The sequence below is a fragment of the Cyanobium gracile PCC 6307 genome (genome assembly GCF_000316515.1).
GTDB lineage: Bacteria > Cyanobacteriota > Cyanobacteriia > PCC-6307 > Cyanobiaceae > Cyanobium > Cyanobium gracile.
In genome coordinates, this window is the sequence record NC_019675.1 from 3,234,798 (window position 1) to 3,260,301 (window position 25,504).

At 64.4% G+C, this 25,504-nt stretch carries 31 protein-coding genes, 1 tRNA gene and 1 pseudogene; 19 read left to right on the forward strand and 14 right to left on the reverse strand.

The genetic code is table 11. The annotated features are described in order from the left end of the window. The first annotated feature begins 408 nt into the window (after positions 1–408). Positions 409–1,131, forward strand: a complete 723-nt coding sequence (locus tag CYAGR_RS17910) for a type II toxin-antitoxin system HicA family toxin (RefSeq protein WP_015110831.1) — start codon at positions 409–411, stop codon at positions 1,129–1,131. A gap of 98 nt (positions 1,132–1,229) precedes the next feature. Here CYAGR_RS17910 and CYAGR_RS16655 read toward each other — a convergent pair whose 3' ends face one another. Together CYAGR_RS16655 and CYAGR_RS15700 are read right to left on the reverse strand one after the other, a co-directional pair. After that, complete coding sequence (locus CYAGR_RS16655) at positions 1,230–2,201, reverse strand: N-acetylmuramoyl-L-alanine amidase-like domain-containing protein (protein WP_015110832.1); 972 nt, start codon at positions 2,199–2,201, stop codon at positions 1,230–1,232. 36 nt (positions 2,202–2,237) lie between these two features. Continuing rightward, positions 2,238–2,909, reverse strand: coding sequence for an SDR family oxidoreductase (locus CYAGR_RS15700; RefSeq protein ID WP_015110833.1), 672 nt, complete (start codon positions 2,907–2,909; stop codon positions 2,238–2,240). 80 nt (positions 2,910–2,989) lie between these two features. Here CYAGR_RS15700 and CYAGR_RS15705 point away from each other — a divergent pair, with 80 nt between their 5' ends. Then, the gene (locus CYAGR_RS15705; protein WP_015110834.1) at positions 2,990–3,796 is read left to right on the forward strand and encodes a metal ABC transporter ATP-binding protein; all 807 of its coding nucleotides are present in this window, start codon (positions 2,990–2,992) and stop codon (positions 3,794–3,796) included. Here CYAGR_RS15705 and CYAGR_RS18885 read toward each other — a convergent pair. Together CYAGR_RS18885 and CYAGR_RS15715 are read right to left on the reverse strand one after the other, a co-directional pair. After that, on the reverse strand, positions 3,757–4,581 hold the full coding sequence (locus tag CYAGR_RS18885; RefSeq protein ID WP_015110835.1) for a zinc metalloprotease: 825 nt from the start codon (positions 4,579–4,581) through the stop codon (positions 3,757–3,759). The genes CYAGR_RS15705 and CYAGR_RS18885 overlap by 40 nt on opposite strands. Continuing rightward, a complete protein-coding gene (locus CYAGR_RS15715; protein WP_015110836.1) occupies positions 4,581–5,069 on the reverse strand; it encodes a DUF2214 family protein in 489 nt (162 codons plus the stop codon). The genes CYAGR_RS18885 and CYAGR_RS15715 overlap by 1 nt, the downstream gene beginning before the upstream one ends. Before the next feature lie 219 nt (positions 5,070–5,288). Here CYAGR_RS15715 and CYAGR_RS15720 point away from each other — a divergent pair, with 219 nt between their 5' ends. The 5 genes from CYAGR_RS15720 (at position 5,289) to CYAGR_RS15740 (ending at position 7,991) form a co-directional block, all read left to right on the forward strand. Then, the gene (locus tag CYAGR_RS15720) at positions 5,289–6,209 is read left to right on the forward strand and encodes a sigma-70 family RNA polymerase sigma factor (protein ID WP_015110837.1); all 921 of its coding nucleotides are present in this window, start codon (positions 5,289–5,291) and stop codon (positions 6,207–6,209) included. 97 nt (positions 6,210–6,306) lie between these two features. Continuing rightward, a complete protein-coding gene (locus CYAGR_RS15725; RefSeq protein ID WP_015110838.1) occupies positions 6,307–6,729 on the forward strand; it encodes a YkvA family protein in 423 nt (140 codons plus the stop codon). 9 nt (positions 6,730–6,738) lie between these two features. Beyond that, entirely contained in the window at positions 6,739–7,080 is a 342-nt protein-coding gene (locus CYAGR_RS15730; protein WP_015110839.1) for a hypothetical protein, read from the forward strand. Positions 7,081–7,170: 90 nt separating this feature from the next. After that, positions 7,171–7,440: a hypothetical protein gene (locus CYAGR_RS15735; protein WP_015110840.1), complete on the forward strand. Its 270-nt coding sequence runs from the start codon at positions 7,171–7,173 to the stop codon at positions 7,438–7,440. Continuing rightward, positions 7,440–7,991 carry a phosphate-starvation-inducible PsiE family protein gene (locus CYAGR_RS15740; RefSeq protein ID WP_015110841.1) on the forward strand — a complete coding sequence of 184 codons (552 nt, stop codon included), beginning with the start codon at positions 7,440–7,442 and terminating at the stop codon, positions 7,989–7,991. The genes CYAGR_RS15735 and CYAGR_RS15740 overlap by 1 nt, the downstream gene beginning before the upstream one ends. On the opposite strand, the gene CYAGR_RS15745 is transcribed toward CYAGR_RS15740, so the two are convergent. Then, positions 7,897–8,448 (reverse strand): Nif11 domain/cupin domain-containing protein, encoded by a 552-nt coding sequence (locus tag CYAGR_RS15745; RefSeq protein WP_015110842.1) that lies wholly within the window; start codon positions 8,446–8,448, stop codon positions 7,897–7,899. The genes CYAGR_RS15740 and CYAGR_RS15745 overlap by 95 nt on opposite strands. A 17-nt stretch (positions 8,449–8,465) precedes the next feature. Then, entirely contained in the window at positions 8,466–8,942 is a 477-nt protein-coding gene (locus CYAGR_RS15750; RefSeq protein WP_015110843.1) for a GNAT family N-acetyltransferase, read from the reverse strand. 103 nt (positions 8,943–9,045) lie between these two features. On the opposite strand from CYAGR_RS15750, the gene CYAGR_RS15755 reads away from it, so the two are divergent. Both CYAGR_RS15755 and CYAGR_RS15760 read left to right on the forward strand, forming a co-directional pair. Then, positions 9,046–9,408 (forward strand): AbrB family transcriptional regulator, encoded by a 363-nt coding sequence (locus CYAGR_RS15755; RefSeq protein WP_015110844.1) that lies wholly within the window; start codon positions 9,046–9,048, stop codon positions 9,406–9,408. 17 nt (positions 9,409–9,425) lie between these two features. Continuing rightward, positions 9,426–9,842 (forward strand): c-type cytochrome, encoded by a 417-nt coding sequence (locus CYAGR_RS15760; protein ID WP_245552551.1) that lies wholly within the window; start codon positions 9,426–9,428, stop codon positions 9,840–9,842. A gap of 12 nt (positions 9,843–9,854) precedes the next feature. On the opposite strand, the gene CYAGR_RS15765 is transcribed toward CYAGR_RS15760, so the two are convergent. The 5 genes from CYAGR_RS15765 to CYAGR_RS15785 all read right to left on the reverse strand — a co-directional run bounded on the left by CYAGR_RS15765 (position 9,855) and on the right by CYAGR_RS15785 (position 12,407). After that, complete coding sequence (locus CYAGR_RS15765) at positions 9,855–10,121, reverse strand: YciI family protein (RefSeq protein WP_015110846.1); 267 nt, start codon at positions 10,119–10,121, stop codon at positions 9,855–9,857. Between the two features lie 49 nt (positions 10,122–10,170). Further along, entirely contained in the window at positions 10,171–10,809 is a 639-nt protein-coding gene (locus CYAGR_RS15770) for a DUF938 domain-containing protein (RefSeq protein WP_015110847.1), read from the reverse strand. A gap of 111 nt (positions 10,810–10,920) precedes the next feature. Next, positions 10,921–11,766, reverse strand: a complete 846-nt coding sequence (gene trpA, locus CYAGR_RS15775; protein ID WP_015110848.1) for a tryptophan synthase subunit alpha — start codon at positions 11,764–11,766, stop codon at positions 10,921–10,923. A gap of 62 nt (positions 11,767–11,828) precedes the next feature. Then, positions 11,829–12,164: a DUF3007 family protein gene (locus tag CYAGR_RS15780; RefSeq protein ID WP_015110849.1), complete on the reverse strand. Its 336-nt coding sequence runs from the start codon at positions 12,162–12,164 to the stop codon at positions 11,829–11,831. Positions 12,165–12,167: 3 nt separating this feature from the next. Next, positions 12,168–12,407: an NAD(P)H-quinone oxidoreductase subunit L gene (locus tag CYAGR_RS15785; RefSeq protein WP_015110850.1), complete on the reverse strand. Its 240-nt coding sequence runs from the start codon at positions 12,405–12,407 to the stop codon at positions 12,168–12,170. A gap of 41 nt (positions 12,408–12,448) precedes the next feature. Between CYAGR_RS15785 and CYAGR_RS15790 the strand changes: the two genes are divergently transcribed. Both CYAGR_RS15790 and CYAGR_RS15795 read left to right on the forward strand, forming a co-directional pair. Continuing rightward, positions 12,449–12,532 (forward strand) — tRNA-Leu (locus tag CYAGR_RS15790). Positions 12,533–12,617: 85 nt separating this feature from the next. Beyond that, positions 12,618–13,772, forward strand: a complete 1,155-nt coding sequence (locus CYAGR_RS15795) for a site-specific integrase (protein ID WP_245552552.1) — start codon at positions 12,618–12,620, stop codon at positions 13,770–13,772. On the opposite strand, the gene CYAGR_RS15800 is transcribed toward CYAGR_RS15795, so the two are convergent. Next, the gene (locus CYAGR_RS15800; protein WP_015110852.1) at positions 13,752–14,051 is read right to left on the reverse strand and encodes a hypothetical protein; all 300 of its coding nucleotides are present in this window, start codon (positions 14,049–14,051) and stop codon (positions 13,752–13,754) included. The two genes, CYAGR_RS15795 and CYAGR_RS15800, sit on opposite strands and share 21 nt — an antisense overlap. A gap of 619 nt (positions 14,052–14,670) precedes the next feature. On the opposite strand from CYAGR_RS15800, the gene CYAGR_RS15810 reads away from it, so the two are divergent. The 8 genes from CYAGR_RS15810 (at position 14,671) to CYAGR_RS15845 (ending at position 23,972) form a co-directional block, all read left to right on the forward strand. Beyond that, positions 14,671–18,060, forward strand: a complete 3,390-nt coding sequence (locus tag CYAGR_RS15810) for a DNA primase family protein (RefSeq protein ID WP_015110853.1) — start codon at positions 14,671–14,673, stop codon at positions 18,058–18,060. Between the two features lie 1,121 nt (positions 18,061–19,181). Beyond that, entirely contained in the window at positions 19,182–19,646 is a 465-nt protein-coding gene (locus CYAGR_RS15815; RefSeq protein ID WP_156818498.1) for an RNA polymerase subunit sigma-70, read from the forward strand. A gap of 1,257 nt (positions 19,647–20,903) precedes the next feature. Next, positions 20,904–21,287: a DUF6926 domain-containing protein gene (locus tag CYAGR_RS15820; RefSeq protein ID WP_015110855.1), complete on the forward strand. Its 384-nt coding sequence runs from the start codon at positions 20,904–20,906 to the stop codon at positions 21,285–21,287. Further along, positions 21,284–21,526: a hypothetical protein gene (locus CYAGR_RS15825; RefSeq protein ID WP_015110856.1), complete on the forward strand. Its 243-nt coding sequence runs from the start codon at positions 21,284–21,286 to the stop codon at positions 21,524–21,526. The genes CYAGR_RS15820 and CYAGR_RS15825 overlap by 4 nt, the downstream gene beginning before the upstream one ends. 51 nt (positions 21,527–21,577) lie before the next feature. Further along, positions 21,578–21,895 (forward strand): hypothetical protein, encoded by a 318-nt coding sequence (locus CYAGR_RS15830; protein ID WP_015110857.1) that lies wholly within the window; start codon positions 21,578–21,580, stop codon positions 21,893–21,895. Next, entirely contained in the window at positions 21,892–22,194 is a 303-nt protein-coding gene (locus CYAGR_RS15835; protein WP_015110858.1) for a single stranded DNA-binding domain-containing protein, read from the forward strand. The genes CYAGR_RS15830 and CYAGR_RS15835 overlap by 4 nt, the downstream gene beginning before the upstream one ends. Before the next feature lie 113 nt (positions 22,195–22,307). Next, a complete protein-coding gene (locus tag CYAGR_RS16660; protein WP_015110859.1) occupies positions 22,308–23,324 on the forward strand; it encodes a DUF932 domain-containing protein in 1,017 nt (338 codons plus the stop codon). 417 nt (positions 23,325–23,741) lie between these two features. After that, positions 23,742–23,972, forward strand: a complete 231-nt coding sequence (locus CYAGR_RS15845; protein ID WP_015110860.1) for a hypothetical protein — start codon at positions 23,742–23,744, stop codon at positions 23,970–23,972. Between the two features lie 215 nt (positions 23,973–24,187). On the opposite strand, the pseudogene CYAGR_RS19660 reads toward CYAGR_RS15845, so the two are convergent. After that, positions 24,188–24,358 (reverse strand): annotated as a pseudogene (locus CYAGR_RS19660) (transposase); the annotation flags it as partial. A 145-nt stretch (positions 24,359–24,503) separates the two neighbouring features. Then, positions 24,504–25,406, reverse strand: coding sequence for an AbiTii domain-containing protein (locus tag CYAGR_RS18620; protein WP_015110861.1), 903 nt, complete (start codon positions 25,404–25,406; stop codon positions 24,504–24,506). Between the last annotated feature and the right edge of the window lie 98 nt (positions 25,407–25,504).

The following is a 25,504-nucleotide window of genomic DNA, read 5'->3' on the forward strand; positions in this document are numbered from 1 at the left end:
TTCAGTTGGCCTGAACTCAAATGTCTGAATCCTGCCAATTTTCTTGTGTTACGCAGAGGTGTAATGAAATGCTCTTTGTGTTGTAGTTTCTATTGAGATGCCTAAGGGGTGAATAACAGGCAATTCGAAAAGGAAGTGCCATGAGCATTGCTACTCACTACTCTGGCTGAAGACTGCTATTCTCAAACTTCCAGCAAGCTCTGAAGTGCCTGATCATGACTGTGTTGCGGCGTGCTGCCACCCAGGCGATATTGCCCTGCTGAGTCTTTCGAAACGCAAAACTGATTCATTCTATTGATATGGACCTAGTTTTGTCTTCTGCGCTGATAAACGTATTGTTGACGTGCCTCTATCCGGCGAGTCTTGGCGAGCGCGTCATGCGAAACTCCTCGCTTGGCATCTAAATTAATGGATAATCAACTCGTCCGGATTACAGTTCAAATGCTTAATCCCACAGGGGGGAGGATGTTGTTTGTCGTAGAGCCAGGAACGGATCTTGAGGGGTTGTATCTAACGAATGACTTTTTGACTACCATAGGAGTTAATCCTCATCTTCTGAGGTTTAAGGTTAATGGCACCCCAGCTGGGGGCGATTTTATGCTCATGCCTGAAGATCACATCCAGGTTGAGGCGCAATCGGTTCAGCCTGTGGAAGAAACTGACAATGAGTTAGTTGTCCTCGCTCGAATGAACTGCGAGGATTGGGGCGAGTTTCGCGTGCATGCCGGTGCCAGCTTAGAGGACTTTCTCTTCTCGATCACATTCATCAGTGTTACAACAATTCATCCTGCTGCTCTAGCCATTAAGGTAAACGGCTTGTCAGTCGAGATGTGCTATCGACTGGCTGATGGAGACCGGATCACAGTCGCAGGCGCATCGATGCTCAAAGGGGCGATCTCTGGCCGAGATCTAATTGCAAAGCTTAGAGTAATGGTCGGGCTTCGGCCTGAGCCTTCGCCTGGTGGCGGTAGCCATGGAAAGTGGAAAACTAGTGATGGCAAGACTGTCGTAATTCCAAGAAGGTCATCTGATATTCCTAATGGTACTGTGAAGTCAATTCTTCGGATGGCAGGAGTGGATATGGGGCTAAAGGAATTCTATTCTTGTCGCCCCCGGCCCTTGACCCGATAAGTAATCCACACCGCAGTGGCTTTCTCGAGCCCATGAACAGACTTTTGTCGACGAGCGAGGAGCGTTGAGGCCTCGTCAGCGCTTAGACCCAAGACAAGCTAATTGGATATGCCTTCAGGCTTCCTCTCCTCAACCCCATCATTCGGCCTCGGCCGATAAATCGCCACCCCGATCACATCCTTCACCCTCCCCGCGTAGGCCGCGAAGTTCTCGCTGCGGATCACCCCCGCCCCCTCCGCCGCGTGGATCGCGTTCACCACCCCGTCGCGCTTCTCCAGGAAGCCCACGTGGGTCACATCCAGCCCCGGCACCTTCGTCACCAGCGCGAAGATGTCGCCGTTGCGCAGCGACGGCAGCACCCCCGGCAGGGCCGCCAGCGGGATGTAGGGCTGGTTCAGCACCAGGTCCTTCTCCAGCTCGGTGATGCACTGCTTGTTGCGGGGCAGCTGCATCGGCTTGTAGCTGCTCACGTGGCTGCTCATGAAATTGAGCGTCACCGAGCGCTTGCTGGCCCCCGGCAGGAACGGGGTGAGGTTCACCACGTAGCCGTTGCGCTCGGCCGCGTCGGCCCAGCGGCTGAAGTAATGCTGCCGGCGGCAGTAGTCCACCTCGCCATCCACGTAGCGCAGCCGCCGCACATGCTGGGTGAAGCGCTCCATCCCTTCGTCCAGGGTGTCCACCTTGCGGCTGTTGCTCAGCGCCAGCAGCTGCTCCACGAACAGAAAGCAGTCGAAGTTGGTGAGATCCAGCTGCAGCCGCTCCTTCGGGCCGCCGTCGAGGGAGAACCCCTTGAAGGGATAGTCAAGGAAGCGGCGCGCCAGTTGCACCAGTGCCTGGTTCATCGGCGCCCAGGCGGTGGCATCGATCGCCTCCATCGCCAGCACCCGCGTTTCCCCCACGAACTTCGGCGTGGCATCCCCCAGGGCCACACCCCCCGGCAGGGGAGGCAAGGCGGCCGCCACGCGGGGGCTGGCAGGGGTGGCGTGGCGGAGCAGCAGGTTGGCCGCCGCGAAGCTCGCCGCGGCGGTGATCAGCACCGTCAACACCAGCAGGAGAGTGGGTTTGCGCATCCAGCCGCCACCGCCGCGGCGACCCTACAGCCGCCCTCAGGTGGCGCTGCTCGCCAGCCACTCCCCCAGCCCCACCGCCGGCTGCTGCGGGCTGCTGGTGATCTCGATGATGCGGCCGATCGCCGCCGGGCTCTCCACCGCATCCAGGCACACCCGCGCCACCAGCCGCCGGGGAATGCTGTCGCTCTCCTGCTGGTCGGGCCCGCTGAAGCGGATGCCCTCGGCCTCGATCCCCTCCTCGGTTTCCTTCAGTCCGCCGGGTCGCACCACCGTCCACTCCAGGCCGCTGGCCGCCAGCCAGCGTTCCCCCACCCCCTTCCACACCAGGATCAGCCCGAACAGGTTCAGCGGATGCAGCCAGCGGCCGCTGCACAGCGAACTCACCAGCACCACCCGCGTCACACCGGCGGCTTTGCAAGCGGCGATCTGGGGGCGCATCGCCAGGGCATCCACCTTCAGCGGCCCGGCCAGATCCACCGACGGCCGCGCCCCGGTGGCGATCACCAGGGCGTCGCACCCCTCCAGCGCCGCCCCGAGGGCCTCCGTATCCCCCAGCTCCAGCCGCACCAGCTCCGCCCCCTCCAGCCCCGGCGGCACCTCGGAGCTCGGCCGCAGGATCGCCTTCACCCGCCAGCCCCGGGCCAGGGCCTCCTGCACCACCCGCCAGCCCGTCTTGCCTGAAGCTCCGGTCACGGCGAGGCAGGTCATGGCGGGGGGAAGGGCGCAGCGTTGAGGCCCCATTCTCGGCGGCGGCGGCCGGCCGTGGGGCTTCTGGGTAGGCTGGAGCAATGGCCGAAATGGTTCTCGAAGTCAGCCACCTCAGCGTGCGGCGCGAGGGAGTCACGGCCGTCGATGACGTCAGCTTCCAGTTGCTGGCCGAGTCCGACACGGCCCTTGTCGGCCCCAACGGCGCCGGCAAGAGCACCCTGGTGCAGGCCATCCTCGGAATCCTGCCCCGCCAGGCCGGTGAGGTGCGCTTCCTCGGCTGCAGCCTCGGCAGCCGCGGCCAGCTGCCGCGCGAGCTGCGCGCCCGGCTCGCCTACCTGCCCCAGACCCTCATCCCCCGAGGCCGCTTCCCGCTCACGGTGGCCGAGTTCGTTGGCCTGGGCTGGGATGCGCCGGGCCTGGCCCTGCCCTGGCTGGGCCGCGAGGCCCGCCGCAGCGCCGTCCGCGCCGCCCTGCGCAAGACCCTCTGCGCCGACCTGGCCGATCGCCTGCTCTCCGAACTCTCCGGCGGCCAGCTCAAACGCGTCCTGCTGGCCTCCTGCGTGGTGCGCCCCCGCCGCCTGCTGGTGCTTGATGAGGCCCAGGCCGGCCTCGACGCCCGCGCCGCCGAACAGTTCCACACCCTCCTCTACCAACTGCGCCGCAGCGAGGGCTGGACGATCCTGCAGGTCTCCCATGACCTGGAGATGGTGCGCCGCACCTGCGACGGCGTGCTCTGCCTCAACCGCAGCCTGCGCTGCCACGGCACCCCCGACCACGCCCTCAGCCCCTCCCGGCTCGAGCAGATCTACGGCTTCGGCTTCGTTCCCTACCACCACCGGCACCCTGCTCAGCGGCCCGCGCCCCCGGAAGACGCCCCGCCAGGCTGAGCGGGCACCGCTGCCGCTGGCAGGGGCCGGCCGAAGTCGGTGGGCTGGCGGTAGAGCCAGCGCAGCGTGGCCCGATCCCGCGGGCTGAGCGCCAGCACCGGCCGGGGCCCCGGCACCGCCGCCATCGCATCGGCCGGATCGTCGCTGTGGCCCCACAGCCCGAAGGCATGGCCCAGCTCGTGCAGCGCCGTGGCTTCGGTGGCCTCGGGCCGCTGCCCCGGGCTGATCAGCACCCGCACCTGGGGCTCCAGGATCCAGCCCCCCTGTCGTTCCACCGCCAGCACCTCCAGCTCGGCCCGGCCATGGCTGGCCCGGGTACGGCCCGAGGCCTCCCGGCGCAGGGGCGGTCGGCGCCGCAGGACCCGCACCTGGGCCGCCGCCGGATCCGCCACCCGGGTGATCGCCAGCTCTTGCCGCCAGGTGCCCAGGGCCCGCTCCACTGCGGCAAGCCAGCGCTCGTCCCACATCTGGGCCGGCCCGTCAGTGCCCGCGGGCTCCACCCAGACGCACCAGTGATCGAGGCGGGCCCAGCCGAAGGGGGTCGGCCGCAGCCACTGGCGGTAGTCCGTGGCTCCGGCCGGGGCAGCAGCGGGGGGCGCCGTGGAGGCGATTCGCGGTGTGGCTGCAGGGCGGCTGAGTTCCATGGGCCGGCTGGCCCGGCCGGGGGCACAGGTGGGGCCGGCGGCCGCGGAGGGCTCCGCCAGCGCCGGCAGCCGCAGGGAGGGCGCCAGCAGGGCGGGCAGGCAGCCCCCTAGCACCAGCCGGAGCGGCCAGCGCCGGCCCATCAGCCCGCCAGTCCGACGCCGCGGGCCATCAGGGCCGCCATCAGGGGAATGGCGGCAAAGCCCGCCAGCTCGATGTTCAGCACCCAGCGCAGGCGGTTGGCCAGGGCCTCGCTGACTTTGGGCAGCTCCCCCTTGCGCAGGGGGATCGCCCAGAGGATGTAGGTGATGGTGGGGTACAGGGAAAGGGCGCCCACCGCCAGATAGGTGCCCACCTTCCACCAGAACAGGGGGTTCTCGGTGTAAAAGCTCGAGCCCTGGCCGAAGTACAGCACCCGCAGGATGCCGCTGAGCAGCACCCCCAGGGCGGCCAGGCCGTAGGTCACGTCCGTGATCACCATCAGGACCGCGTCCTTGCGGTCAGGGTCGGGCCGGATCAGGCGCCGCTCCAGTACCAGGGCGCCGAAGCAGACCATGAAGCTCAGGTAGTGGATGTAGGCCACTCCGGCGCTGGAGAGCACCTCGGAGGGGATGGAGAAAAGCCCGGCCATCGGCTGGTGTCAGGTGATCGCCCCGGACGGTAGCGGCTGGCTCCCGGTCGCCGGGAACCCTGGGCGGCTCTGGAAAGAGGAAATCAGAACAAATTATGGAAACAACGGGCGATGCAGGGTGTCGTATGTGGAAGCCGCAACGGAACACTGAAGGCTTTCTGTTCGTTTCAGGAACATCCAGAAACAACCCTAGGTTCGACAGAGCGATTCGGATGCTCCATGGCGAGTTCCCTCAGTGCCTTTCTCGGCGAGATCGGCCGTCACCAGCTGCTTACCCCTGAGCAGGAGCTCACCCTCGGGCGAAAAGTGCAGGCGATGGTGAGCCTCAACGAGCGTTGCGCCCAGGCCGGCGGCAGCGGCCCGGCCTGCGAATTCGATGATCTCGAGAAGCGCACCCTGCGCAACGGGGAGCGTGCAAAACAGCAAATGGTGACAGCCAATCTGCGGCTCGTCGTCAACCTCGCCAAGCGTTATCAAGGCAAGGGCCTCGATCTGCTTGACCTCATCCAGGAAGGAACGATCGGTCTGACCCGCGCGGTCGAGAAGTTCGACCCCACCCGCGGTCACCGATTCAGCACTTATGCCTACTGGTGGATCCGCCAGGGCCTCAACCGGGCCCTCTCCACCCAGAGCCGCACGATCCGGATCCCCGTCAACGTCAACGAGAAACTCACCCGCCTGCGGGCCGCCAAGGCGCGGCACCTCCAGTCCCACGGCTCCTCCCCCAACGCCGCCGAGCTGGCCACCGCCATGGGGTTGCCCGTGGCCGAAGTGGAGGACCTGCTGGGCTGCGAGCTGCGCAGCGTCACCGTGAGCCTGCAGGGGGCCGTGCGCTCCAAGGCCGATCCCTCCGAGCTGGTCGACGTGCTGCCCAGCAACGAACCGGCGCCGATGGAGCGGGCCGAGCAGGCCGAGCGCACCGCCTCGGTCTGGACGCTCCTGGAGAAGTCCAACCTCACCCCCAAGGAACGCACGGTGGTGATGCTGCGCTTCGGTCTCGACGGCAGCCACGAGTGGCGCACCCTGGCCGAGGTGGCGCGCCAGCTGGAGTGCAGCCGCGAGTACTGCCGCCAGGTGGTGCAGCGGGCCCTGCGCAAGCTCCGCAAGACCGGCATCGAGAGCGGCCTGGTCGAGGAGTGAGGGGTGGGGGATCCGCCCCTCGTCCACCCACCTCCAGCGCCCGCAGAATGACGTCACGCCCTTCCTGTGGCGTGTCCCTCCTCCCGAGCAGATCGCCATGGCTGGTGCCCCTTCGGCCACTGCCTTCGCTGACCAGGACACCCCTCACCAGAGGGGCGCCGGCCACGACCCCGTCGACGCCGAGGTGCTCGAGAGTTCGGTGGTCGACGAGGCCCTGCTGGTGCGGCTGCTGCGCCGCGCCGGCCGCACCATCGCCCGCCCCGCCTTCGAGTGCCTGGAGCTGCTGCTCGATGGCGCCACGCCGCCCCAGGTGCGGCTGACCGTCCTGGCGGCCCTCACCTACCTGCTGCTGCCCCTGGATGTGATCCCCGATTTCATCCCGGCGGCCGGCTTCAGTGACGACATGGTGGCTCTCACCGCCCTTCTGGGGCTGTGCGGCACCCATCGCACCCCGGCGATCCGCGCCCGGGCCCAGAGCCGGCTCGACCGCTGGTTTCCCCTGCCCCGCCGGCAGGGGTAGGGTCCGGCGATGCCCGCCTCCGCCCCCACCCTCAGCCCGGAGCAGCTCGACGAGCTGCAGAGCCTCCTCAAGGACTGGCTGCGCCTCAGTGGCCGCACCCAGTCCGACCTGCGGCGGGCCCTGCGGGCCGGTTCGATCCGCATGCCGGTGCTGATCGACGAACTGCATCGCACCTACTGCCGCGAGGGGGCGGCCGGTCTGGCGGAACGGCTCTGTGCCATCGAGGCCGGTTGGCTCTGCGAGGAGCCCGGCGGCGCTGCGGACCCCGCTGGAGACGATGGCCTGCTCCAGGATTCGATGGGACAGCTCGACCTGCTGCTGCAGGAGATCCGGGCGGACGGCGGGGCCTGAACGGCCTGGCGATCCGTGCTGGCGGGCCAGGCGACCAGCCTCCAGAGTGGGGGCTGAACGATCCTGCGGCCCCTGCCGACGCCCACCGCCATGAACGCCTCCGCCGTCTCCCTCCGCGTCCTTCCCTGGTCCATGGGGGCCGCCGCCGCCCTGGTCAGTGGTCTCTGTTTCTCCCCCGCGGCCCAGGCCCAGGTGGAGTCCTTCATGCTCAAGCGCGGTGGCAATGTGGGCCCGGAAACCCAGATCAAGCCCACCAACTGCGTCACCGGGCCGGACGGCTCCATCACCTGCGACACGGTGATCGAGAATCCCCCCAGTGACACACCGGCCCAGCCGAACTTCCAGCCCTTCAAGAACTGATGCGACGTCTGCAGCGGATTTTCCAGGACAGGCCCTTCCTCCACCTGATCGACCGGGGTGAGCGCCTAGTGGCCAAGCTCCTGGCCGTGATGCTGTTCCTGGTCCTGGTGGTGGCCGCCCTCAAGTTCTCCGTTGAACTGCTCTTCCAGCTGGTCGATCCCGCCGTGCGCTGGGAGGGGGAGGGGCTCATCGCCGTGCTGGGTGATCTGCTCAACCTGCTGATCGCCATCGAGGTCCTGCAGAACATCACCTCCTACCTGCGCCGCCATGTGGTGCAGATCGAGTTGGTGCTGCTCACGGCGATCACCGCCGTGGCACGGAAGGTGATCGTGCTTCCTCCGAATGCCGAGAACAAGCCGATGCTGGTGGTGGGCCTGGGGGTGGCGGTGCTGTGCCTGGCGGCCGCCTTCTGGATGGTGCGCCAGATCAATGAGCGGGAGGCGAATGAGCGGGAGGTCAGGGAACGGGAAGAGCTGGCCAGAACAGGGCCAGCCAGATCGTTCCAGGCGGCGGGTCACTCGCCAGCAGTCGGTGCCGACGGCCCGCACTGATCAGCAGGGCATCACCGCAGGCGAGGGCACGGGGTTCGGCCTCATCGTTGAACTGCAGCCGGGCACTCCCCTGCAGCAGCAGCACCCATTCATGCTCCCTCTGGTCGTACCAGAAGCCGTCGGGGCTGCGGGCGTTGCAGGAGTGGATCCGCTCCAGACGCAGCTGGGGGGTCTGCAGCAGGACGGTGGTGAGCTCCTCCCCGTCGGCGGGGCAGGGGCCCCGCACCAGGGAGGCCCCGCCATCCGCCACGTCGGCCGCGGGCCCCTCTTCCGGCGGCGTCTCCCCCCAGCGGCGGCCGATCTCGAAGCCGCGGGAGCGGGCCAGGGCCACCACCTGATGGTGGTCACCGCAGTCCCGCAGGGCCTGGCGCAGGGCGGGGTCGGCCTCGCTCAGGGCCACGAAGGCCTGGAGCTGGCGCACTTTGTCCAGGAACTGCTGCAGCTGGGCTTCGGCCATCGGGCGCAGGACAGGTGTCAGAGCAGATCCTTGCCCATCCGCCAGCGCAGGAACGCCACGCCGCCGAGCGTCACCATCTCCTCGGCGTCCACCACCCAGCCCCGCCGCTCCAGCAGCGGCCGGGAGAGCTGGCTGGCCTCGGTGCGCAGGCGAGCCACCCCCCGGGAGCGGGCGTGCCGTTCCAGGGCCTCCAGCAGGGCGCTGGCCCTGCCCTGGCGACTCGAGCGGCCCCGGCAATAGAGCAGGGCGAGCCGGTCGACGGGATCGAGAAGGGCAAACGCCTCGATGATCGTGTCGTCATTGAGGGTGGTGCTCACCAACCCATGGCCGCGCAGCAATGACGACCGGAAGGCATCATTGCGACCGGCCTGTTGCGACCAGGCCTCGATCTGTGACGGGCTGTAGAGGTTCCCGGCCTGGCTGATGACCGCTTCGTGATATACGGCGATCAGCTGCTGGCAATCATCGGGACGGAGCGGACGGATCGGCAGCATCGAGGCGGTGGTTGTGCATTGACGGAGGCCGCTATCGGCGGAAGGCAGATCGCGCTGGTGTATGTTTTACATCTAACCTCACAACAGCCTCCACCTACATCCCATGCTGACTGGATCGGAATTGCTGGCCAAGGTCAAGGAGCTCGGCGATGTCGGCAAGTCCGAGATCGTTCGGGCCTGTGGCTATGTTTCCACCAAGAAGGATGGCGCTGAGCGCCTGAACTTCACCGCCTTCTACGAGGCCCTGCTCGAAGCCAAGGGTGTCGAGTTCGGTGCGGCCGGCAAGGTGGGCAAGGGCGGGCGCAAGCTCAGCTACGTGGCCACGGTGCAGGGCAACGGCAACCTGCTCATCGGCAAGGCCTACACCGCCATGCTGGATCTCAAGCCAGGCGATGAGTTCGAGATCAAGTTGGGCCGCAAGCAGATCCGCCTGATCCCCGCCGGCAGCGCCGACGACGAGGATTGATCATCTGGGGTCGTCTGGTGTCGTTTCTGGTGGCCCTGTTGCTGTTGGGCCTGTTCATGCCTTCGGCCGCCCTCGGTTTTCCCAGGGCGGCCTTCGCTGTGTCACCGCCCCTGTCCGCATCCCCCCCTCCTGAGTCGGAGGCCATCGGCGGCAGCGTCCTTCAGGTGAGCGTTCTCGAGGCGGGCGGCTCCCTGTTTCAGGCCCATTGCGCAGGCTGCCATCTCCAGGGGGGCAACATCATCCGCCGTGGCAAGACCCTCAAACTGGGGGCCCTGGAGCGCAACGGCGTCGCCTCCCCGGACGCCATCGCCGCCATCGCCGCCGGTGGTACCGGCCAGATGGGTGGCTATGCCCAGTCCCTGGGCGAGGGCGGGCCGGAGGCGGTGGCGGCCTGGGTGTGGCAGCAGGCCCTGGACGGCTGGCCCCGGGCCTGATCCCCCGCAGGCTCAGAAGGCCTGGATCCACGGGTGGACCTCCACGGCGGTCCAGATGTCTTGTCGCCAGTAGATGTCACCCTTGACGAGGCTCTCCACCGTCTCCCGGTCGTCGGCCTCGTAGAGGCCGAACACGAAGCGGGTGTCGGCCGTGGGCCCCAGGGTGAGCAGCACGCCCTCCTCCTTCTGACGCTTCAGTCCGGCCAGATGCTCCTCCCGGAAAGGGGTGCGGCGCTCGAGCACATCGGCGCAGTAGGTGCCCCAGAGGACGAATTTCATGGGCGAACGGCGGCGGCCGCCGGGTCGGGAGTGAACGCCCCTCAGCCTTTCATCTCCCGCGCCCTTCGCCGTTCTTCTGAAACACCAGCAGCCGGTTGTTGGCCGGCATCGCCGCATCGGCCTCTAGCTGCAGCCCCAGGGCGGCGGCCTCACGCTGGATCGCCTCGGCGTCGCGCACCCCCATGGCCGGATCCAGATCGCGCAGGTGGGCGTTGAAGGCCTCGTTGCTGGCGGCGGTGTGGCGCTCGCCATAGCGGAACGGCCCGTAGATCAGCAGCAGGCCGTCAGCGGCCAGCACCCGGGCGCTGCCGCCCAGCAGCTGGGGCACCGCCGCCGCCGGCATGATGTGCAGCGTGTTGGCCGTGAACACCGCCTCGAAGGGGCCCGCGGGCCAGTGGGGCTGGGTCACATCCAGCACCAGCGGTGGCGCCACCTGCGCCCCCGCGGCCAGGCCCTCCCCGCCCTCCAGGCGGATGCGTGCCGCCAGGCCGGCCAGGGCCTCCTGGCGCTCGCTTGGCTGCCAGCGGACCCCCGGCAGATGGCGGGCCATGTGGATGGCGTGCTGGCCGCTGCCCGAGCCCACCTCCAGCACCCGGGCGCCGGGGGCCAGCCAGCGGCGCAGCAGCGTCAGGATCGGCTCCTTGTTGCGCAGGCAGGCGGGCGAGAACGGCAGGGCATCGGCTTCCATCGGCCCATCATGGGGGGAGATGCCCCATGGCCATGCCTGTCCCGTCGCTGATCGCCGTCCTGCTGCTGGTGCTGGCCCTGGGCGCCTGCGCTCCTGCTCTCTGAGGGCGGCTCAGAGCGGCTGGTCGAGGGCCGTGCGCAGCTCGGCGACGAAGGCGCCGGCATCGGCGGCCACATCGGCGCCGCTCCGGTGGGCCTCGGCCATGCGCCGGACCAGGGCGCTGCCCACGATGGCGCCATCGGCGCCCCAGCGGCGCACCTGGAAGGCCTGCTCGCCGGTGGCGATGCCGAAGCCCACTGCCACCGGTGTGGGTCCCAGCTCTCGCAGCCGCCCCACCAGGGGGCCCACCCGGTTTTCCAGGCTGGTGCGCACCCCCGTCACCCCGGTGACGCTCACGAGGTAGGTGAAGCCGCGGCTGGCGGCATGGATGCGGGCCATGCGCTCGGCCGGGGTGTTGGGCGCCACCAGCAGCACCAGGTCCAGGTCGTGGCCGGCGGCGATGGCGGAGAGCTTCTGGGCCTCCTCCAGGGGCAGATCGGGCACCACCAGCCCGGCGGCCCCAGCGGCGGCCGCCTCGCGGCAGAAGGTGTCCATGCCCCGGTTGAGCAGGGGGTTGCTGTAGGTGAACAGCACCACCGGCACGGTGAGCCGGCCCCGCAGGGAGGCCAGCATCTCCAGCACCCGGCCGGGCGTGGTGCCGGCCGCCAGGGCGCGGCTGGCGGCGGCCTGGATCACCGGGCCGTCGGCAAGGGGATCGCTGTAGGGGATGCCCAGCTCGATCAGGTCGGCGCCGGCGGCCTGCAGGGCCAGCAGGCTCGCGGCCGTGACCGAGAGATCGGGATCGCCCGCCATCAGGAAGGGCATCAGGGCGCAGCGCCCCTGGGCCCGCAGGGCGGTGAAGCGTTCCTGGATCAGGGTGGGGGCGGTGCTGGGGCCGGCGGTGGCGGCGACGCTCATCGGGCCGGAGGGCAGGACGGTGCTCCTGAGCCTATGGGGTCGTCCGTGGGCCGCTGGGGGGCTCACATCTCGGCATCGGCCTGGAGCTGCCCCACCTCGGCCAGCAGCTTCGCCTGCTCCTCGGGGCTCATGGCGTCGAACTTGCGCTGGAGCTCCTCGTCGGTCACGGCGTCGTAGGCGGCCCGGTAACGGCGCCGCTGCTCCATGTAGGTCATCTTGCCGCCCACCACCCGCAGCAGGTAGCTGGCGGTCCAGCCCAGCACCACCAGCATGAGCAGCGCCGAGGCGGCGATGCCGGGGGAGAAGCCCTCCAGGCCGCTGGAGCGGAACACCCAGTAACCACCGCCGCCGATGGCGAAGACCACCAGGCCCAGCAGGATTGCCTGTGCGCGGGTCACGGCTCAGGCCTCGCCCTGGCCCGCCATGCGCAGGTTGAGGAAGGGGGCGAACAGGATCAGCCCGGGAAAGAACAGGAACACCAGCCCGTAGATGGCAGTGCGCTCGATCTTGCCCATCACGTACCAGCGCTTGTGCATCCACCAGTAGAGGGCCAGGGGCACCACCAGCAGGTAGGCGCCGGCCAGGGCCAGGTAGGCACCGATCACCAGGAGGGTGTCGAGCGGCAGGCTGCTCAGGGCCACCGGGGATGTCGCGAAGTGGGGCGAATCTAGGATCTCCCCACGGGGGCATGGCGAAACTGGTAGACGCAGCGGACTTAAAATCCGCAGGCCGCAAGGCTGTGGGGGTTCAAGTCCCCCTGCCCCCATCGCTGAAAAGCCTTGCGGCACAATGATCCTGAACAGTCCTAAGAGCCGGGACCCGATTTCCAGTTAGGCATGGCTTAGGCACGTTTGGGCACAAAAGGGGCCAAACTAGGCACGGTTTTAGGCACGGTCGCCATGCCCTCAAGGGACCCGTATCTGACCCGTGTCAACCGGGCTCTCAGGGACCTGGGCTGCGCGGTGGCGATTGAGGTCACACCTTCAGGCAAGCGGATGCGCCTCAGGAGCACGCTTCCCTTCCCCGACGGCTCCTGGAAACAGCACCGCATCAGCACCCCGATCGCCTATCCCTCAGGGGTGGAGCAGGCCCGCAAGCTCGCCGAGGAGCTCGGCCGCGATATCGAGCTCCATCGGATGGGGCTGGATCCCTTCCCCTTCGATCGGTGGTTCGCTGGCCCCCACAAGAGCGCTGGGGATGCCGGGGACGCGATCAGCGGGGTGGAGGCGATCCGCCGCACCGAGCAATGGTGGAACCAGCAGCGCCGGCGGGGGGTTAGTGCCCCGGTTTCCTGGGCCACCGACTACGCCTCTCCCCTCAAGCCACTCCTGTCTTTGGAAAAGATTGACCTGACAGTCCTGACGGCTCTGGTCGAGAGCAAGGCAGTGGGGAGCCGCAACCGGCGTCGGGCTTCGATCGCTGCCGTGGCGGTGGCCCGTGCGATCGAGTTGGGGCCGGACGCGGTTCTGAAGCTGAAGGATCTCGGCAAGGGGTACACCCCCCAGAAGGATGCCGCCCCGCGTGAGCTGCCCTCTGAAGTGGTGATTGTTGAGGTGATCGATGCGTTGCCGGCCGACTGGCAGTGGGTTGCCGGCATCTGCGCCACATATGGAACCCGCCCCCATGAAGCGCTGATGAAGTCCCAAGTGCTATCCAATGGCCTCGTAGCGATCGTGGGGGGAAAGACCGGAGCCCGCCAGGGGCTGCCACTCCCGAAGGCATGGATCGATCGCTGGTCGCTTGACTGCAGGCGCCTCCCCGGCATCAGCCTCGATCGGGACCACCGGACGGTAGGAGCACAGCTCGGTGTCGCGTTGCGCCGCTTCGGGGCTCCGTTCAAGGCGTACGACCTGCGGCATGCCTGGGCGGTGCGGGCGATTCACAACCCCCAGATCAGCCCGTCACTGGCGGCCAAGAGCCTCGGTCATTCCCTGATGGTGCACACATCTCTGTATCAGCGGTGGTTCGACAGCGCCTCGATGGCGTCACTTGTTGCGCAGATGTGAGGCGAAGCCCTCCACGTCCACGTAAAGCGTCCTGCGCTTGCCGGTGTCGCCGGTGGTGGCGCTCACGAACTGGGGCGGGATGCGACCACGGTCGATAGCCGCGCGCAAGGCACGGGAGCTGGGGAAGTGCAGGGCCCTTGCGGCCTCTGCCAGGGGGAGCCAGGGGCTGCTGCTGAGTCTGGGCTTGAGCTCCAGACGCGCCTGAATCAGATTCAGCTGTGCACTGATCAGATCGAACAGCTGCTTGGTGTCGTCTGTGGCTGTCGGAGAAGAACGCATGGCAGATGAGATGGCACAGACATATTTGAGACCATTGGATTAACGAATGGAGGCAATCAAACCGTGCAAACCGTGCAGGTTCAGAAGGAATGCACGGTTTGCACGGTTTAAGGGTGCACATCTTGGCTCAGTCCCGGTTCAAATGAGGACGCCAAAGTGCAACGCGCCTGGCCCCACTCCCAACCACCTTGTTGCATCCGATCATGTCAAAGCGAGAGCTCCTTCATGCACATGAACTGCTTACAGCAAGGTGCTACCTGACGGGGAAAGGTGGCATGAAGGCCACCGACTATCGATTGAAGTGTGCGGCAGCTGGGATCTTGGTTGCAGCCAAGTCTGGAGTCCAGGCCATTATCTGCGTAGCGGTGACACTGTTGCTAACAGGTGCCGCAGGCGGTCTCATCACTTACATCAGGTGGGCGAAGCACGGCGCTGCCCCCTACGGATTGGTGGATTGCTGGATCAGCGACTCAGACTGCGCTGGCGATAATGGCTTTGATCCAATGCGTTATCGGCATGTCATATCACTGGCGCCTAGGTGGAGCCGGTCGCGACCGCCGGTTGGACCGACACCATTCATCAAGGGCGCTGAAGGTTCCGCTACCGCAGGTGTCCGCTGATGAACGACCTCATCCAAATCAACGTGGCTGGACCGGACACCTCCACGGGGCGACCCTGTACTAGCTCAAAGAAGCACAAAGGGAATGGCAATGGCCAGAACGGTGTAAGAGACAACAAGGCCAAGAGCTTTGTCCAGGGCTGGAAAGACATCGCGGTGGCCGTGCGGGCAGATGAGCCGGCAAAGAAAGCGAAGAGGCGCAAACCGGCTGACTGCAACGACCGGATCGATCTCCCGAAAGGCGTTGCCTCCCAGCAGGTGGGCAAGGAAATGCAGCCTGCCGCAGTGGTGCCCGCTGTCTTGGATGTGCCGTTGGGAGCTGCCGCCCGAGCGAAACTAAAAATGAAAGAGCGTCTCAGCACGGAGCTTTACATCCGCACCGAGGAAGCGTTGCGCCACATCAAGTTACTGGGTCTGAGACATGACGAGGTCCGGTTCCGAACGGTGCCTGTAAACCCAAAAGACGTCTACTTGTGCCGCAGCTTCAAAGGTAAGGAGGGCGAACGAGATGTGGGGGACACCATCAAACTAGCGTTGGTGCCACGCGTGCTATTGGGGGCTGCTGCCTTTGTATTGCCGAATCCCGGCGGCAACAAGAAGGCCGATATCACCGAGGTCAGATCAATCAGGGCTGAGTGGGACGACCAGCCGATTGAGTGGCAGATCAGGGCTTGGGAGGTGCTGGGCCTGCCAGAGCCCACTTTTCAAGTAGCCACCGGTGGGAAGAGCGTCCACAGCTACTGGGTGCTCAGAGAAGGGGTGGAGCCGATCCGCGGGGAGCTGGCGGCTCGCCGGGTGTTGAAACTGGCGTGCGATAAAGGCTTCCCTTCGGACCCAGCGGTGGTTGGCAGGTCGCAGCCGATGCGGTTGGCTGGATCGCTCTACATCGCCAAGCCTGCGAAGAAGGGGGAGCCGGTTAACCCGCTGGCTGGCAAGGCCATTGGCTATGCCCAGATTCTGGATGGAGCGGACGAGAAGCGTCGTTACTCGATTGAGGAGCTTGAGGCGGTTCTGCCGAAGCTCACCAAGGTCGAGTCCGAGGCGGTGGGCCGGGTACGCGCCGCTGAAGGTGACGTGTCGCACTCAGGCGAGGAAGATCCCTGCCCGATCTGTGGGCGGGATTCCGACGCCGATTGCACGATCTTCGACAACACCGATGGGGTGGTGGTGGTGGTGTGTTATCGCGGGAAAAGCTTCAGCCCGCCGACGGATCTGACCTTGGGCGATGTGATCGAAGGGAAGGTGGATCCTTCGACTCGATGGGCGTACACGGGGGAATCAGCCATGGGGAGTTTTGGGCGTCCGGCAGCGAAGTTTAAGCAGGTGGGGCCGGAGGTGGCGCTGCACAATGCCAAGCAGGAGCAGCAGGCTCTGACCGAGGCACTGGCTTCACCACGGCCGCAACAGGATGCTGGGGCCGTGGCTTCCCCTCCAGAGGAGGCACCCACTCAAGTGGAGGCTCCCGCTCTGGTGGTCACCGGCAACCCTTACATTGACTGGGAGACGGCGGTGTTCTGGGCAGAGAGCGAAGAGGAGCGGGCTGCCCTGATGGCCGAAGGGTTCGCCATCGCTGAAAGGATGGAGGGCAAGGACATCAAGGGCCGGACGGTGTTCCTGTGCTGGAGCAGTCGGGCAATGGTGAAGGTGCCAAAGGTACTGAAAGATTTGGCGTTGAAGATTGCTCGGGTTGGTGGGAACCCCCGGCTGATCCACCTTCCCTGTGAGGTACCGCAAGCGCGGGGTGGGTTGGACCCCGAAATTAGCGCGAACACTCTACTCACTTTTCTTCAGCGACATGGGCGCGAAGCGCTAGTGCTGCTAGCGGATCGAGCAAAGAAGTGCTGCAAATGGGATCAGGAGGCAAAGAAGTGGTCGTGGGAATGGTCACACGACAAGCAGGTGGCAACTATTCAGGCCATCATCGCGTGGTCCGTGTTTAAGGAGCATTACGTCGTTGAGGGAGCTGAGGAGCGCCTCTATGAATGGGAGGGAACCCGCTGGCTGCCGTTGCCTGGGAAAGCGAGCACGGCGATCGAGCAGCCTCTCCAGCGTTGGGTTGCGGCGATGCAATGGCGCTCCGAGCTGAGCCTTGGCAGCAAGGCGATCCCGGCCCTGATCGCCGAGTTGCGCGATCACCCGAGGCGGCGGGCACTGTCCCTTGATCCAGTGGTTCAGCACGGCGTGCTGCCCATGCGGAATGGGGTTGTCCGGTTGTCGGATGGGGAGCTGCTGCCCCATGACCGGAAATACGGCAACACCTGGGTGCTGCCATACGAGTTCAGGCCGGATGAGTTGCCCGTGAAGACTCTCGCTTGTATCAACCGGTTGCTTCCAAAGCCGCATCATCAGCGGTTGTTTCGGGCGGCTTGCGCAAACGCGCTACGGCGTCTGGGGGCCAAGGGCTTCGTGGAGTTGACCGGTGTTGGTGACTCCGGTAAGTCGGCGTTGGCGAGGCTGGTGGAAGCACTGGTTGGTAAGGAATGTACGGCCAGCAGTCAGCTCCATCTAATGGAAGACAAGAACCAGCGATTCGAAACTCTCAAAGCGCGTGGGGCGGCGCTGCTGCTGTTTGCGGAGTGCCAGGACTATGCAGGCCCGCTGGAGCGGCTTAAAGCCTTCACCGGTGGAGACACCATCGTTGCTGAACGCAAGAACTCGACCGAGCGGTTTGACTTCACCTTCCGCGGCTTGGTCATGCTGGTGGGGAACTCAGCGGTCAAGGCGAAGGACGACTCGTCGGCGGTGTTCAACCGACGGAGGAGTATCCACCTCGATCAGGCCGTGCCTTTAGCAGAGCGGAGGGACATGCTCTCCTGGCGGGTTGATCACTGGGAAGGCGAACTGGCGGACGAACTGGGAGCATTCGTGGCCTGGATATTGGCCATGGATCCTCAGGAGGCCAAGGAGGCCATGGAGGAAACCGGAGGGTTGGCCCATCTCGATGACCTCCTCGATGCGCAGTTGACAAACCCGCTTGCGGAGTGGGCGGAGCAGCATCTGATTTTCGATGACACCCTTGATGAGGACAGCAAGTACCATCAGCTCAAGATCGGCACCATGTCCCCAGGTGAGGAATACGAGCTCGATGCAGAAAAATTCAAGCTTTATAAGTTCGCTTACCCCTCCTACCGCGACTGGATGGCGGCTAACGGCTTGAAGGGGAACGAGCTGTCGCTGAGACGGTTCAAATCCTCGCTGGTGGGGTTGTTGCGCGATCAATTGGGGCTGCCGCTGCCAGCGGGTCTGATGACCCAGCCCCCGTACAGGACTCGGGATGGGGCGCGGATCCCGATGCTAAGGATGCGGATCAGAAGTGCGGACACTGAGATCCCTGGATTGATCCGATTTGCACTTCAGCGGAACCTCGGTGGCCGTTCGTTGGCATCGTGACGGCGGCCGAAGGCGTTGAGTGCAGGGGGGCAGTCGTGCCGTGGGTTGTGACGGATCTCGGCAAGGCGTGACAGGCAGGTGACAGATCCGTGATGTCAAGAACCCAGTTGTACCAGTGGGTGTGGTGCATGTTACGGATTTTGCCAACTCGATTCGCTCCATCCACAGAGGGGGGCTTACTCCTTGCTTACCCCTTTCTCTGTATCTTTCCTTCCAGGGAAAAATCTCAATAGAAGAAAAGCATCACATCCATCACACCCCATGGTAATACTGGATTCTTGACGTCACCGATCCGTCACGCGCCCGTCACCATCCAAACGATGCATCACGGGCTACGCCCCCCGCGCTGGTGTGAGGGGGGTGCCGGCGCGCGTGAAGGTGCCTGGTCGCCCTGCCCCCCTGTCGAGCGTTTCGGCGTCAAGCCCTTGGCCCGCCCTGCCCCTGTCTGAATGCCGCCGGTGAGTAAAGGAGCGAATCCCCTATCGCCCCGGCAAAGGCTCACGGTACGGCTTCCCCCTAGCGATGGCTGCAAGAGGCGGTGCCGTGTGCCCTGGCCATGGGTGGACGTGGCTGCTGCCGCACCGGTCTGCATTGGTAGCGTTGCGCCTCCTCCCGAACGACGTCCCTGCGATGCCCATGGTGCGGAGAGGATCACACCTGGTCTGTAATGCCTAATGGCCTCGATCTACCACATCGGTTCGAGTCCTTCGAGCGCCGATCCTGTGGCAACACACTGCATGCAGTGCTGGCTCCTGGCTTCCTGCACCCGCTAGTAGAGGAAAACGTGGCTGAGTTGCCGCCGGTGATGTAAGGGGGGATTTGGCATTATCAGCGCCCGAAGAGGCGCAGGCCGACTATCAGACTCGATCGGGCGTGGACTTCTGTGGCAGGCCATTATGGGGTAGACTGTTAGTGTCAGATTCGGAGTTTATACTTAGTCAGTAAGCGGCTGGAGCCAAGCATGTCCTCAGCAATCGGCTCTCCCACCCACTCATCACCCTGGTCGACCAGTGGGCTGAAGCGGTGAGCCGAAGCAGGTTGAACGAGATGGCGCTGCGGGATGTTACCGCCGTTGGAAGGCCCGCCAAACCTGATGAAATCCAACTTGAATTGAAGCTGCTGTGACCTCATCCACCCTGAAACCCAGGCAAAGGAAGGCCGTGTTGATGACGGCAGAGGGTATGCAGCTCCGCCAAATCGCGCAGGAGCTGAACATTGGCTACACGACGCTGCTCTCATGGGGGCGGAACCCTGCGTATGTCAGCGCGGTGAATGAAGCGCTGCAGCAACTGGAGTCAGAGGCAACCAAGGAGTTGCAGCAGGGGTATGGCGATGCGGTCAAGAAGGCTAGAGAACTGCTGTCCTCTCAGTCTGAATCGATTGCTCTAGGCGCCGCAAAGCTGATTCTCAATACCATGAATCATGTTGTTGAGCGACGTGAATCTGCTGCCCGGTGGGCAGAGATGTCAGAGCAGATGGAGACCATGGAGAAGCGGCTGGCCATGATTGAGTTCATGCCCTCGGCGCATGACGTCGACCCAGCCCAAGGATCGATAGAAGCGAGTAGCACTCCCAAGCGGCCCTAGAAAACCGCTCCCAGTGCTGCTTGTTGGGTCATCCACATACGTTTCAAGATAGGTCGCTCGTTGTCTGCACGTCGCCACGGGATGGCTGGGCACATGCTTCTGCCGCGAGCCCTGTGTCCTTTCATCGATCGCTGTTCATGTGAGGAGAAGCCGGAGCGATCGAGGCCGCGGCGTGCAACACCACGCCCACTCGATAATGAGTGCTCTGATCGCGCTTGGCATAACGACTAACACTCGACATACATTTTCTAATTGATGTATGTCTAGCGCTACGTTCCAGTCATCATTCAGCAGCTCAACCTACGCGCAGTTCACAGTCACCTAGCCCTCCTCAATCACTTGACTTATCCGCCACTTACCCCCTATGTTGTTTTCAACCGATGAGACAGGACTGCGCCGCAGTCGCTCACCCTCACCGGTCAGGCTTACAGCCCTGATGCTGAGAGCCGAATAGCCTAATCCCTCTTCACTACATCAGCGCAACATGCGCCCCACGCTTATGCAGCATTGCTAGCGGCCGACCCGGCTGCGCCATGACATAGAAACGCTCCCCCAATGTTGTACGGATCCGCAGTCTTCACCGGCTGCTGTGACGTCAACCGGTAGGTGCAGACGAGTCGCCTGACGGTATCCAGTCCGCTCAGCGCAGGGCATGCGGCCCAGTAGAGACACTCGTTCGGCCAAACGACGGAGGGGTTTAGCGGGAGGACGAGGGCAGCTATAGCCCGAGGACGGATCGAGCCGGTGCGCACCTTTGTGCGGGTCAACAGGCTTCCCGTGACTAAGTCTCCCCAGCGTAGCGCCAACACTCAACAGGCGCCCATAGATGCGCAGGACAGTATCAATAGTCGCTAAGACTTCCTCCTGCGGGGCCTTGCGGCCCTGACGCGCTACGCCCTTCCTATGCCCATTGGGGCCCGGTGTAGTCGTCGCAGCGAGATCGAGCACGATCTCCATTCCTCTCCCCATCTTCCCAAGGATGGTTAACCAGGGATGCGGTGCAAAACCGGCTTCCAGTCTCCGGATGGGACTGAAATGAAGGGCAAAAACACCCGACGAAATCCATCCACCTCCCCAATCCACCTGCATGCAGTCCAGACCTCTTGGAGGTCTCTGCGTAGCAGGCAAGGCGCAGCGAGCGCCCCCCTGTGTCCCTACCAGGGGGCGCTTCGCTGTTAGGCGGTTCAAGTCCGCCTGGATTGGTTCGCCCCGCCGCAGAGCGGGGCTTCTTTGTGTCCCTCTGACGCTGTGACTTTCATGCCTTCCCCCAGCTGCTACCTGCCAGATCCCCCCCTGTGTCCCCCCGAGCCCGTCTTCCTGAGCAAGAGCGAGCGGGATGCCCGCCATCCCTCCCTGGTGAGCTACCTGCTGCCCACCCACTGGGCCTGCTACTTCATCAACGACGACCCCTCCGGTCTGGAAGACGACGAGATCGCTGCCGCAGATGCCTGGTGGGCGGAGACCTTCTCCTCCCGTTCCGCCAGCTGCGTCGATGCCGATGAGGAGTACGGCTACGCCAGGCACCACGACGCTGCCGGCTACTGCCTGGCAACCGACTGCACGATCTACCGCTTCCTGCTGACGGCTTCGCAGGCTGTGGCTCTCCCCGTTGGGGCTCCGGCGCCGCCGGCGCAGCCATGAGCGGCTACTGCAAAGTCCGCTTCCGCTGTGCCAGCAGCGGCGTCGCCACCGCCGGCCTGGTCCTACCGGCTGACCGCCTCCGAGGCGCCTCCTACTCCAGCCTCTCCCGCTACTTCCCGGCCGGTGCCTTTGCCCGCATCCGTTCCCCCTGGCTGGATGTCTCCCCGCCGTTCGATGAGGCGGCCGAGGCCCTGCGCTTCTGCTTCCCCGAGAACGGGCCATGGCCTTCGGCTGGTTAACCAACTGCCTCCACCACGCCCCCCTTACTGCCTGCAACGCAGGCTTTTTTCATGCACTTCAACAGCCAGGTCACGATCCGCCTGCCCGATGGATCCCTCTTCCCTCCGATCGGCCTCCTCCACGAAGACGACGACGTCCTCTCCGGGCTCCTGTTCCTCCAGAGCATGGGCCGCCAAATGGCGTGGCATCGCAACGGAGAGCTCAGCGGCCTCCAGCTCCAGGTCACCGCTCCCCCCGAGACCGTCAGCAGCGCAGCCGTCATCGACAGGGCCATCAGCGGCGCAGCCGCCAGCACCGAGGACCTGGAAGAGGTCTTCTCCTTCCTCGATTCCCCCGCCTGCTGCCCCAACAGCGCCCACAAGCCATGAATGTCACCGTGCTGACAGGGACTGTCCCTCTGCCGGTGCAGCTCACCTTCTTCGGCTGCGGAGCCATCCGCGCGGAAGTTCTCCTGCTGGTCTCCGCCGTCTCCCCCCGCTGGGAGGAGGAGTCCGCCGGCGGCTTCTCCCTGCTCGTTGAGGTCTGGGGGAAGCAGGCCCAGGAGCTCAGCGACAACGCCACCCCCGGCATGCGTCTGGCGGCCTCGGGGCGCCTCTGTGGCAACCACTGCGGCATCCGCCTGGTGGCCGATCGGATCCACTTGCCGCTCAAACCACCTGAGAGCTGATCCGTTCAAACGGGCGGGCGGGTGTGAGCCCCGCCCCAGCAGTTGCCGGTCTCCCTGTGAGGCCGGCTTTTTTGTCCTCTCTGGCGGCGTCATACCTGCCGCTGCGATTTCCCATGTCCCATCAATTCAGCTCTGGCGTGTTCCTGCACAGCCAGCCCGCCTGGCACCGCCTAGGCCTGGTCCTGGATGGCACCCTGCCGGCCCGTGAGGCGTTCCGCCTCGGTGGCGCCGACTTCCATCTCGCCAGCCGCCCCATCTACGACGCCGACATGCGTCCGATCGACGGGTACCAGGCGATCTGCCGTACCGACACCGGCGCCGCCCTCTCGGTGATGAACAGCACCTACGAGATCGTCCAGAACGAGCAGCTCATTCGCGTGGCGGAAGCCCTCCACAGCGATGCGGTGATGGACGCGGTCTGCGTCCTGGCCGGCGGCAAGAAGGTGACCTTCACGGCCCGAGTGCGCCAATCAGAAGGGGAGGTCCTCCCCGGTGATCCGGTGAACCAGTACCTGGTCGGCTGCACCAGCCATGACGGAACCATCGCCTTCTCGGTCTTCTTCTCGCCGATCCGGGTCGTGTGCCAGAACACCCTCTCGGCTGCCCTGGGGCTGGCAACCGCCAGGAGCCGCCGCCAGCAGGGCTGCCGCATCCGCCATACGAGGAACGCGAATGCCTTGATCAACAGGCTCCCCGAGCTCATCGACCTCCAGCGGCAGCAGTTCACCGGTGGCCTGGCTGAGCTCCGCGCCATGGCCGCTGCGCCGTGCACGGCTACCCAGTTCAGGCAGTACGTGGAGACTCTCTTCTCTGATCAGCTGCGGGGGGCCATCAATGACCGCCGGGGGGATGCCAGCACAAGCCGGCCGCGTCGTCTGGAGGATCTCCCGGCCTGGGAGGGCCTTGCTGCCAAGTTCGAAGGCCAGGCCATCGGCAGCGACATCCCTGGCGTGCAGGGCTCGATGTGGGGCGCCTACCAGGCGGTGACGGAGCATCTGAGCCATGACGCTGGGCGCTCAAGGGATCCGATCGAGGCGGCCCGCCAGCGGCTGGAGGGGCTGTGGTTCGGCAAAGCCGCCGCCACCCTCACTCAGGCGCATGAGCTGGCTCTGGCGGCGACCCGCAGCTGAGGCCGGACTTCGGCCAACAGGGGGCCTACGGCCAGGAGGAGGGCGAAGCCGGAAGAGGAAATGGGCAAGGGCTCTGACCTCCTTGCCCGGCTTGTCCACACCAGCGGGCTGTGACGAGCACTGATGCCTCCAGATGCTGCCATGACTTCTGGCGATGGGACCTGCAGAGGGCTCCTGCCAGCGGGGGGTGGTCTCGGCGGTGGCGTCCAGGAAGCCCTGGCGCTGGTTCCAATGGTGTCCCGCCTTCCCCCCGAGAACGAATGCTCCACCCCCATGGCTTGGGAAACCACCTGAGGCTTGCTGGCTTGCACGCCTGGCCCCCCCCCCGAGCCCGGTTCAGCGAGTTCAATCCGATGAGTCCATCCCCTTCCGTCCATTTCCAACACCAACCGCACTTGCATGGTGCCCATCCCTCCAATGACCTCCTACAATCCCAACTTCTGGAACACCATCGCCACCTTCTGTCGTGAGCTGGCTCCGGTCAGTGGCGCTTTGCTCGATTCGATCAGTGAGACGGCTGCAGCGATTGAACGAGCCGGATTCGAGTCGCAGTCAACAAGGAAGCACCTTGAGGCAAGCCAGGTGCCAATGCTGCCCCCCGAGAACTCGATGACCCTCCCGGAGCAAGAGGAGGGGGACATGCGATGACGGCAAAGGCTGTCATGGTCGGACAGAGGCGCATAGGTTCAGCAGACGGCTCCTATGGCCTGCATCCCCCCCGGGTATTGCGACCACCTTCCCGACCAGAGATGGGGGTATTCCCTAGGAGCGTGTCGCACGTTGCGCCGAGACCCGAACACCGTGCGTGAGCTGCGGTGATTCCGGACTGCCGGATTTCAACTGTTCCGACATCAACCAGGCCCTCAGCCTGTTGCGAGCGATGCCCTGAACAGCTTCAGCAGGTTGTGGGTGGTGGGCATCAGCGCCCACTTCCCGTTCACCTCCTCCAGTCCTCGCAATCGGAAGCGATCCAGTCCTCGTGCACCCTTGATCTGGCCAAAAACGGGCTCGACGACGGTCTTACACAAGGCGTAGATCGCCTGACCCCCCCCCCGGCTTCCGTGACTGGCTCTCTCTAGCGCTGTTTGGATCGGACTTGTGGGAACGTCCACATCTGCAATAAGTATAAGTACGCTTCCCCTGCTGGGCACAGAAGACATGAACATGAAGCGAGTGGTATCAAAATGGCAGCTTCGATAGCTGATCAGAAAAGAGAGATGCCACCACAGTGCCTCCAGCTTTCTCCAAGATTGATCGAATTGATCTCCCGCATTCACGAAGAATTGTTGTCTTGGGCTTTGGAGAGGTCAATTGGCTCGAAATCGTTTCAAGCTCAGCCCTGAGTTCAGATTCTTGATCGGCCGTGAGTTGAAGATCTTGAATCTTGCTTGCAAGTAGTTCTACGAAAGTCGAAATTGCTTCCCTGTCTATCTGATGCCGTGAATGTACTTGAATAGCAGCGGTATTCGATTGCTGGATCTGCGGGTTATGGACAGGTCCATAAAAGTTATTCACTGCCTGTGAGGTACCTTGGGCCGACTGAGCCTCCTGCGCTGTGAATGTCATTCCCTCACCAACAATCCCTTCCTCTTCAAGCTTTAGTGTACAGTTCAGGATCACATTGCGAACCTGCTCAATAATCTTGATAATTTCCGTATTTGGACAAGCCAGTGAAATCTTTGTCTCGAAACCGGCGTCTAAACTCTTGCAAAGCTGACGTTCAATATCTTGAGGGAATGGAATGTATTCAGAAGTAGCCTCCTTTTCGTGTGCAATGCTCTCAAGTTCTGCGATCGACTGACCAATGTTCCTGAAGGAGTACATCTCGCCTTCTGATGGGTCTTGGAAGATGATTGGAGACCACCCACGGTATGGATTCCAGAACTTCACCGAACCCTTAGCCTTTCGGTACTCAGGCACTTTTTCGTGAGGGCCGTACCCATTAAGCTCTGAATTGATCCATGATTCGAATTCGCTGAATATACGCTTTCGCGAGATGACCAAACTTTTCCGCAATAGGTCGGTCACAGAATCCGAACGATCTAGCGATTCTTGTTGTAGCTGAAGCAAAACTGGCGTCATGTGATCATGCTCCCTGGGTGTAGGTATAACACTCAAGATCAGCGAAGAGCTGAAGTTCCGTGTGAGTGAGAAAGCATCATTGCTCCTGTCCGCTGGAT

Coding starts and splice junctions, on each gene's coding strand:
- CYAGR_RS16660 (WP_015110859.1), top strand. CDS start 22,308: ATGTCCCATCAATTCAGCTCTGGCGTGTTCCTGCACAGCCAGCCCGCC.
- CYAGR_RS18620 (WP_015110861.1), bottom strand. CDS start 25,406: ATGACGCCAGTTTTGCTTCAGCTACAACAAGAATCGCTAGATCGTTCG.
- CYAGR_RS15700 (WP_015110833.1), bottom strand. CDS start 2,909: ATGACCTGCCTCGCCGTGACCGGAGCTTCAGGCAAGACGGGCTGGCGG.
- CYAGR_RS15830 (WP_015110857.1), top strand. CDS start 21,578: ATGCACTTCAACAGCCAGGTCACGATCCGCCTGCCCGATGGATCCCTC.
- CYAGR_RS15720 (WP_015110837.1), top strand. CDS start 5,289: ATGGCGAGTTCCCTCAGTGCCTTTCTCGGCGAGATCGGCCGTCACCAG.
- CYAGR_RS15835 (WP_015110858.1), top strand. CDS start 21,892: ATGAATGTCACCGTGCTGACAGGGACTGTCCCTCTGCCGGTGCAGCTC.
- trpA (WP_015110848.1), bottom strand. CDS start 11,766: ATGAGCGTCGCCGCCACCGCCGGCCCCAGCACCGCCCCCACCCTGATC.
- CYAGR_RS15750 (WP_015110843.1), bottom strand. CDS start 8,942: ATGCTGCCGATCCGTCCGCTCCGTCCCGATGATTGCCAGCAGCTGATC.
- CYAGR_RS15725 (WP_015110838.1), top strand. CDS start 6,307: ATGGCTGGTGCCCCTTCGGCCACTGCCTTCGCTGACCAGGACACCCCT.
- CYAGR_RS15770 (WP_015110847.1), bottom strand. CDS start 10,809: ATGGAAGCCGATGCCCTGCCGTTCTCGCCCGCCTGCCTGCGCAACAAG.
- CYAGR_RS15825 (WP_015110856.1), top strand. CDS start 21,284: ATGAGCGGCTACTGCAAAGTCCGCTTCCGCTGTGCCAGCAGCGGCGTC.
- CYAGR_RS15715 (WP_015110836.1), bottom strand. CDS start 5,069: ATGGCCGGGCTTTTCTCCATCCCCTCCGAGGTGCTCTCCAGCGCCGGA.
- CYAGR_RS15705 (WP_015110834.1), top strand. CDS start 2,990: ATGGCCGAAATGGTTCTCGAAGTCAGCCACCTCAGCGTGCGGCGCGAG.
- CYAGR_RS15745 (WP_015110842.1), bottom strand. CDS start 8,448: ATGGCCGAAGCCCAGCTGCAGCAGTTCCTGGACAAAGTGCGCCAGCTC.
- CYAGR_RS16655 (WP_015110832.1), bottom strand. CDS start 2,201: ATGCGCAAACCCACTCTCCTGCTGGTGTTGACGGTGCTGATCACCGCC.
- CYAGR_RS18885 (WP_015110835.1), bottom strand. CDS start 4,581: ATGGGCCGGCGCTGGCCGCTCCGGCTGGTGCTAGGGGGCTGCCTGCCC.
- CYAGR_RS15810 (WP_015110853.1), top strand. CDS start 14,671: ATGAACGACCTCATCCAAATCAACGTGGCTGGACCGGACACCTCCACG.
- CYAGR_RS15845 (WP_015110860.1), top strand. CDS start 23,742: ATGACCTCCTACAATCCCAACTTCTGGAACACCATCGCCACCTTCTGT.
- CYAGR_RS17910 (WP_015110831.1), top strand. CDS start 409: ATGGATAATCAACTCGTCCGGATTACAGTTCAAATGCTTAATCCCACA.
- CYAGR_RS15800 (WP_015110852.1), bottom strand. CDS start 14,051: ATGCGTTCTTCTCCGACAGCCACAGACGACACCAAGCAGCTGTTCGAT.
- CYAGR_RS15730 (WP_015110839.1), top strand. CDS start 6,739: ATGCCCGCCTCCGCCCCCACCCTCAGCCCGGAGCAGCTCGACGAGCTG.
- CYAGR_RS15740 (WP_015110841.1), top strand. CDS start 7,440: ATGCGACGTCTGCAGCGGATTTTCCAGGACAGGCCCTTCCTCCACCTG.
- CYAGR_RS15755 (WP_015110844.1), top strand. CDS start 9,046: ATGCTGACTGGATCGGAATTGCTGGCCAAGGTCAAGGAGCTCGGCGAT.
- CYAGR_RS15820 (WP_015110855.1), top strand. CDS start 20,904: ATGCCTTCCCCCAGCTGCTACCTGCCAGATCCCCCCCTGTGTCCCCCC.
- CYAGR_RS15735 (WP_015110840.1), top strand. CDS start 7,171: ATGAACGCCTCCGCCGTCTCCCTCCGCGTCCTTCCCTGGTCCATGGGG.
- CYAGR_RS15765 (WP_015110846.1), bottom strand. CDS start 10,121: ATGAAATTCGTCCTCTGGGGCACCTACTGCGCCGATGTGCTCGAGCGC.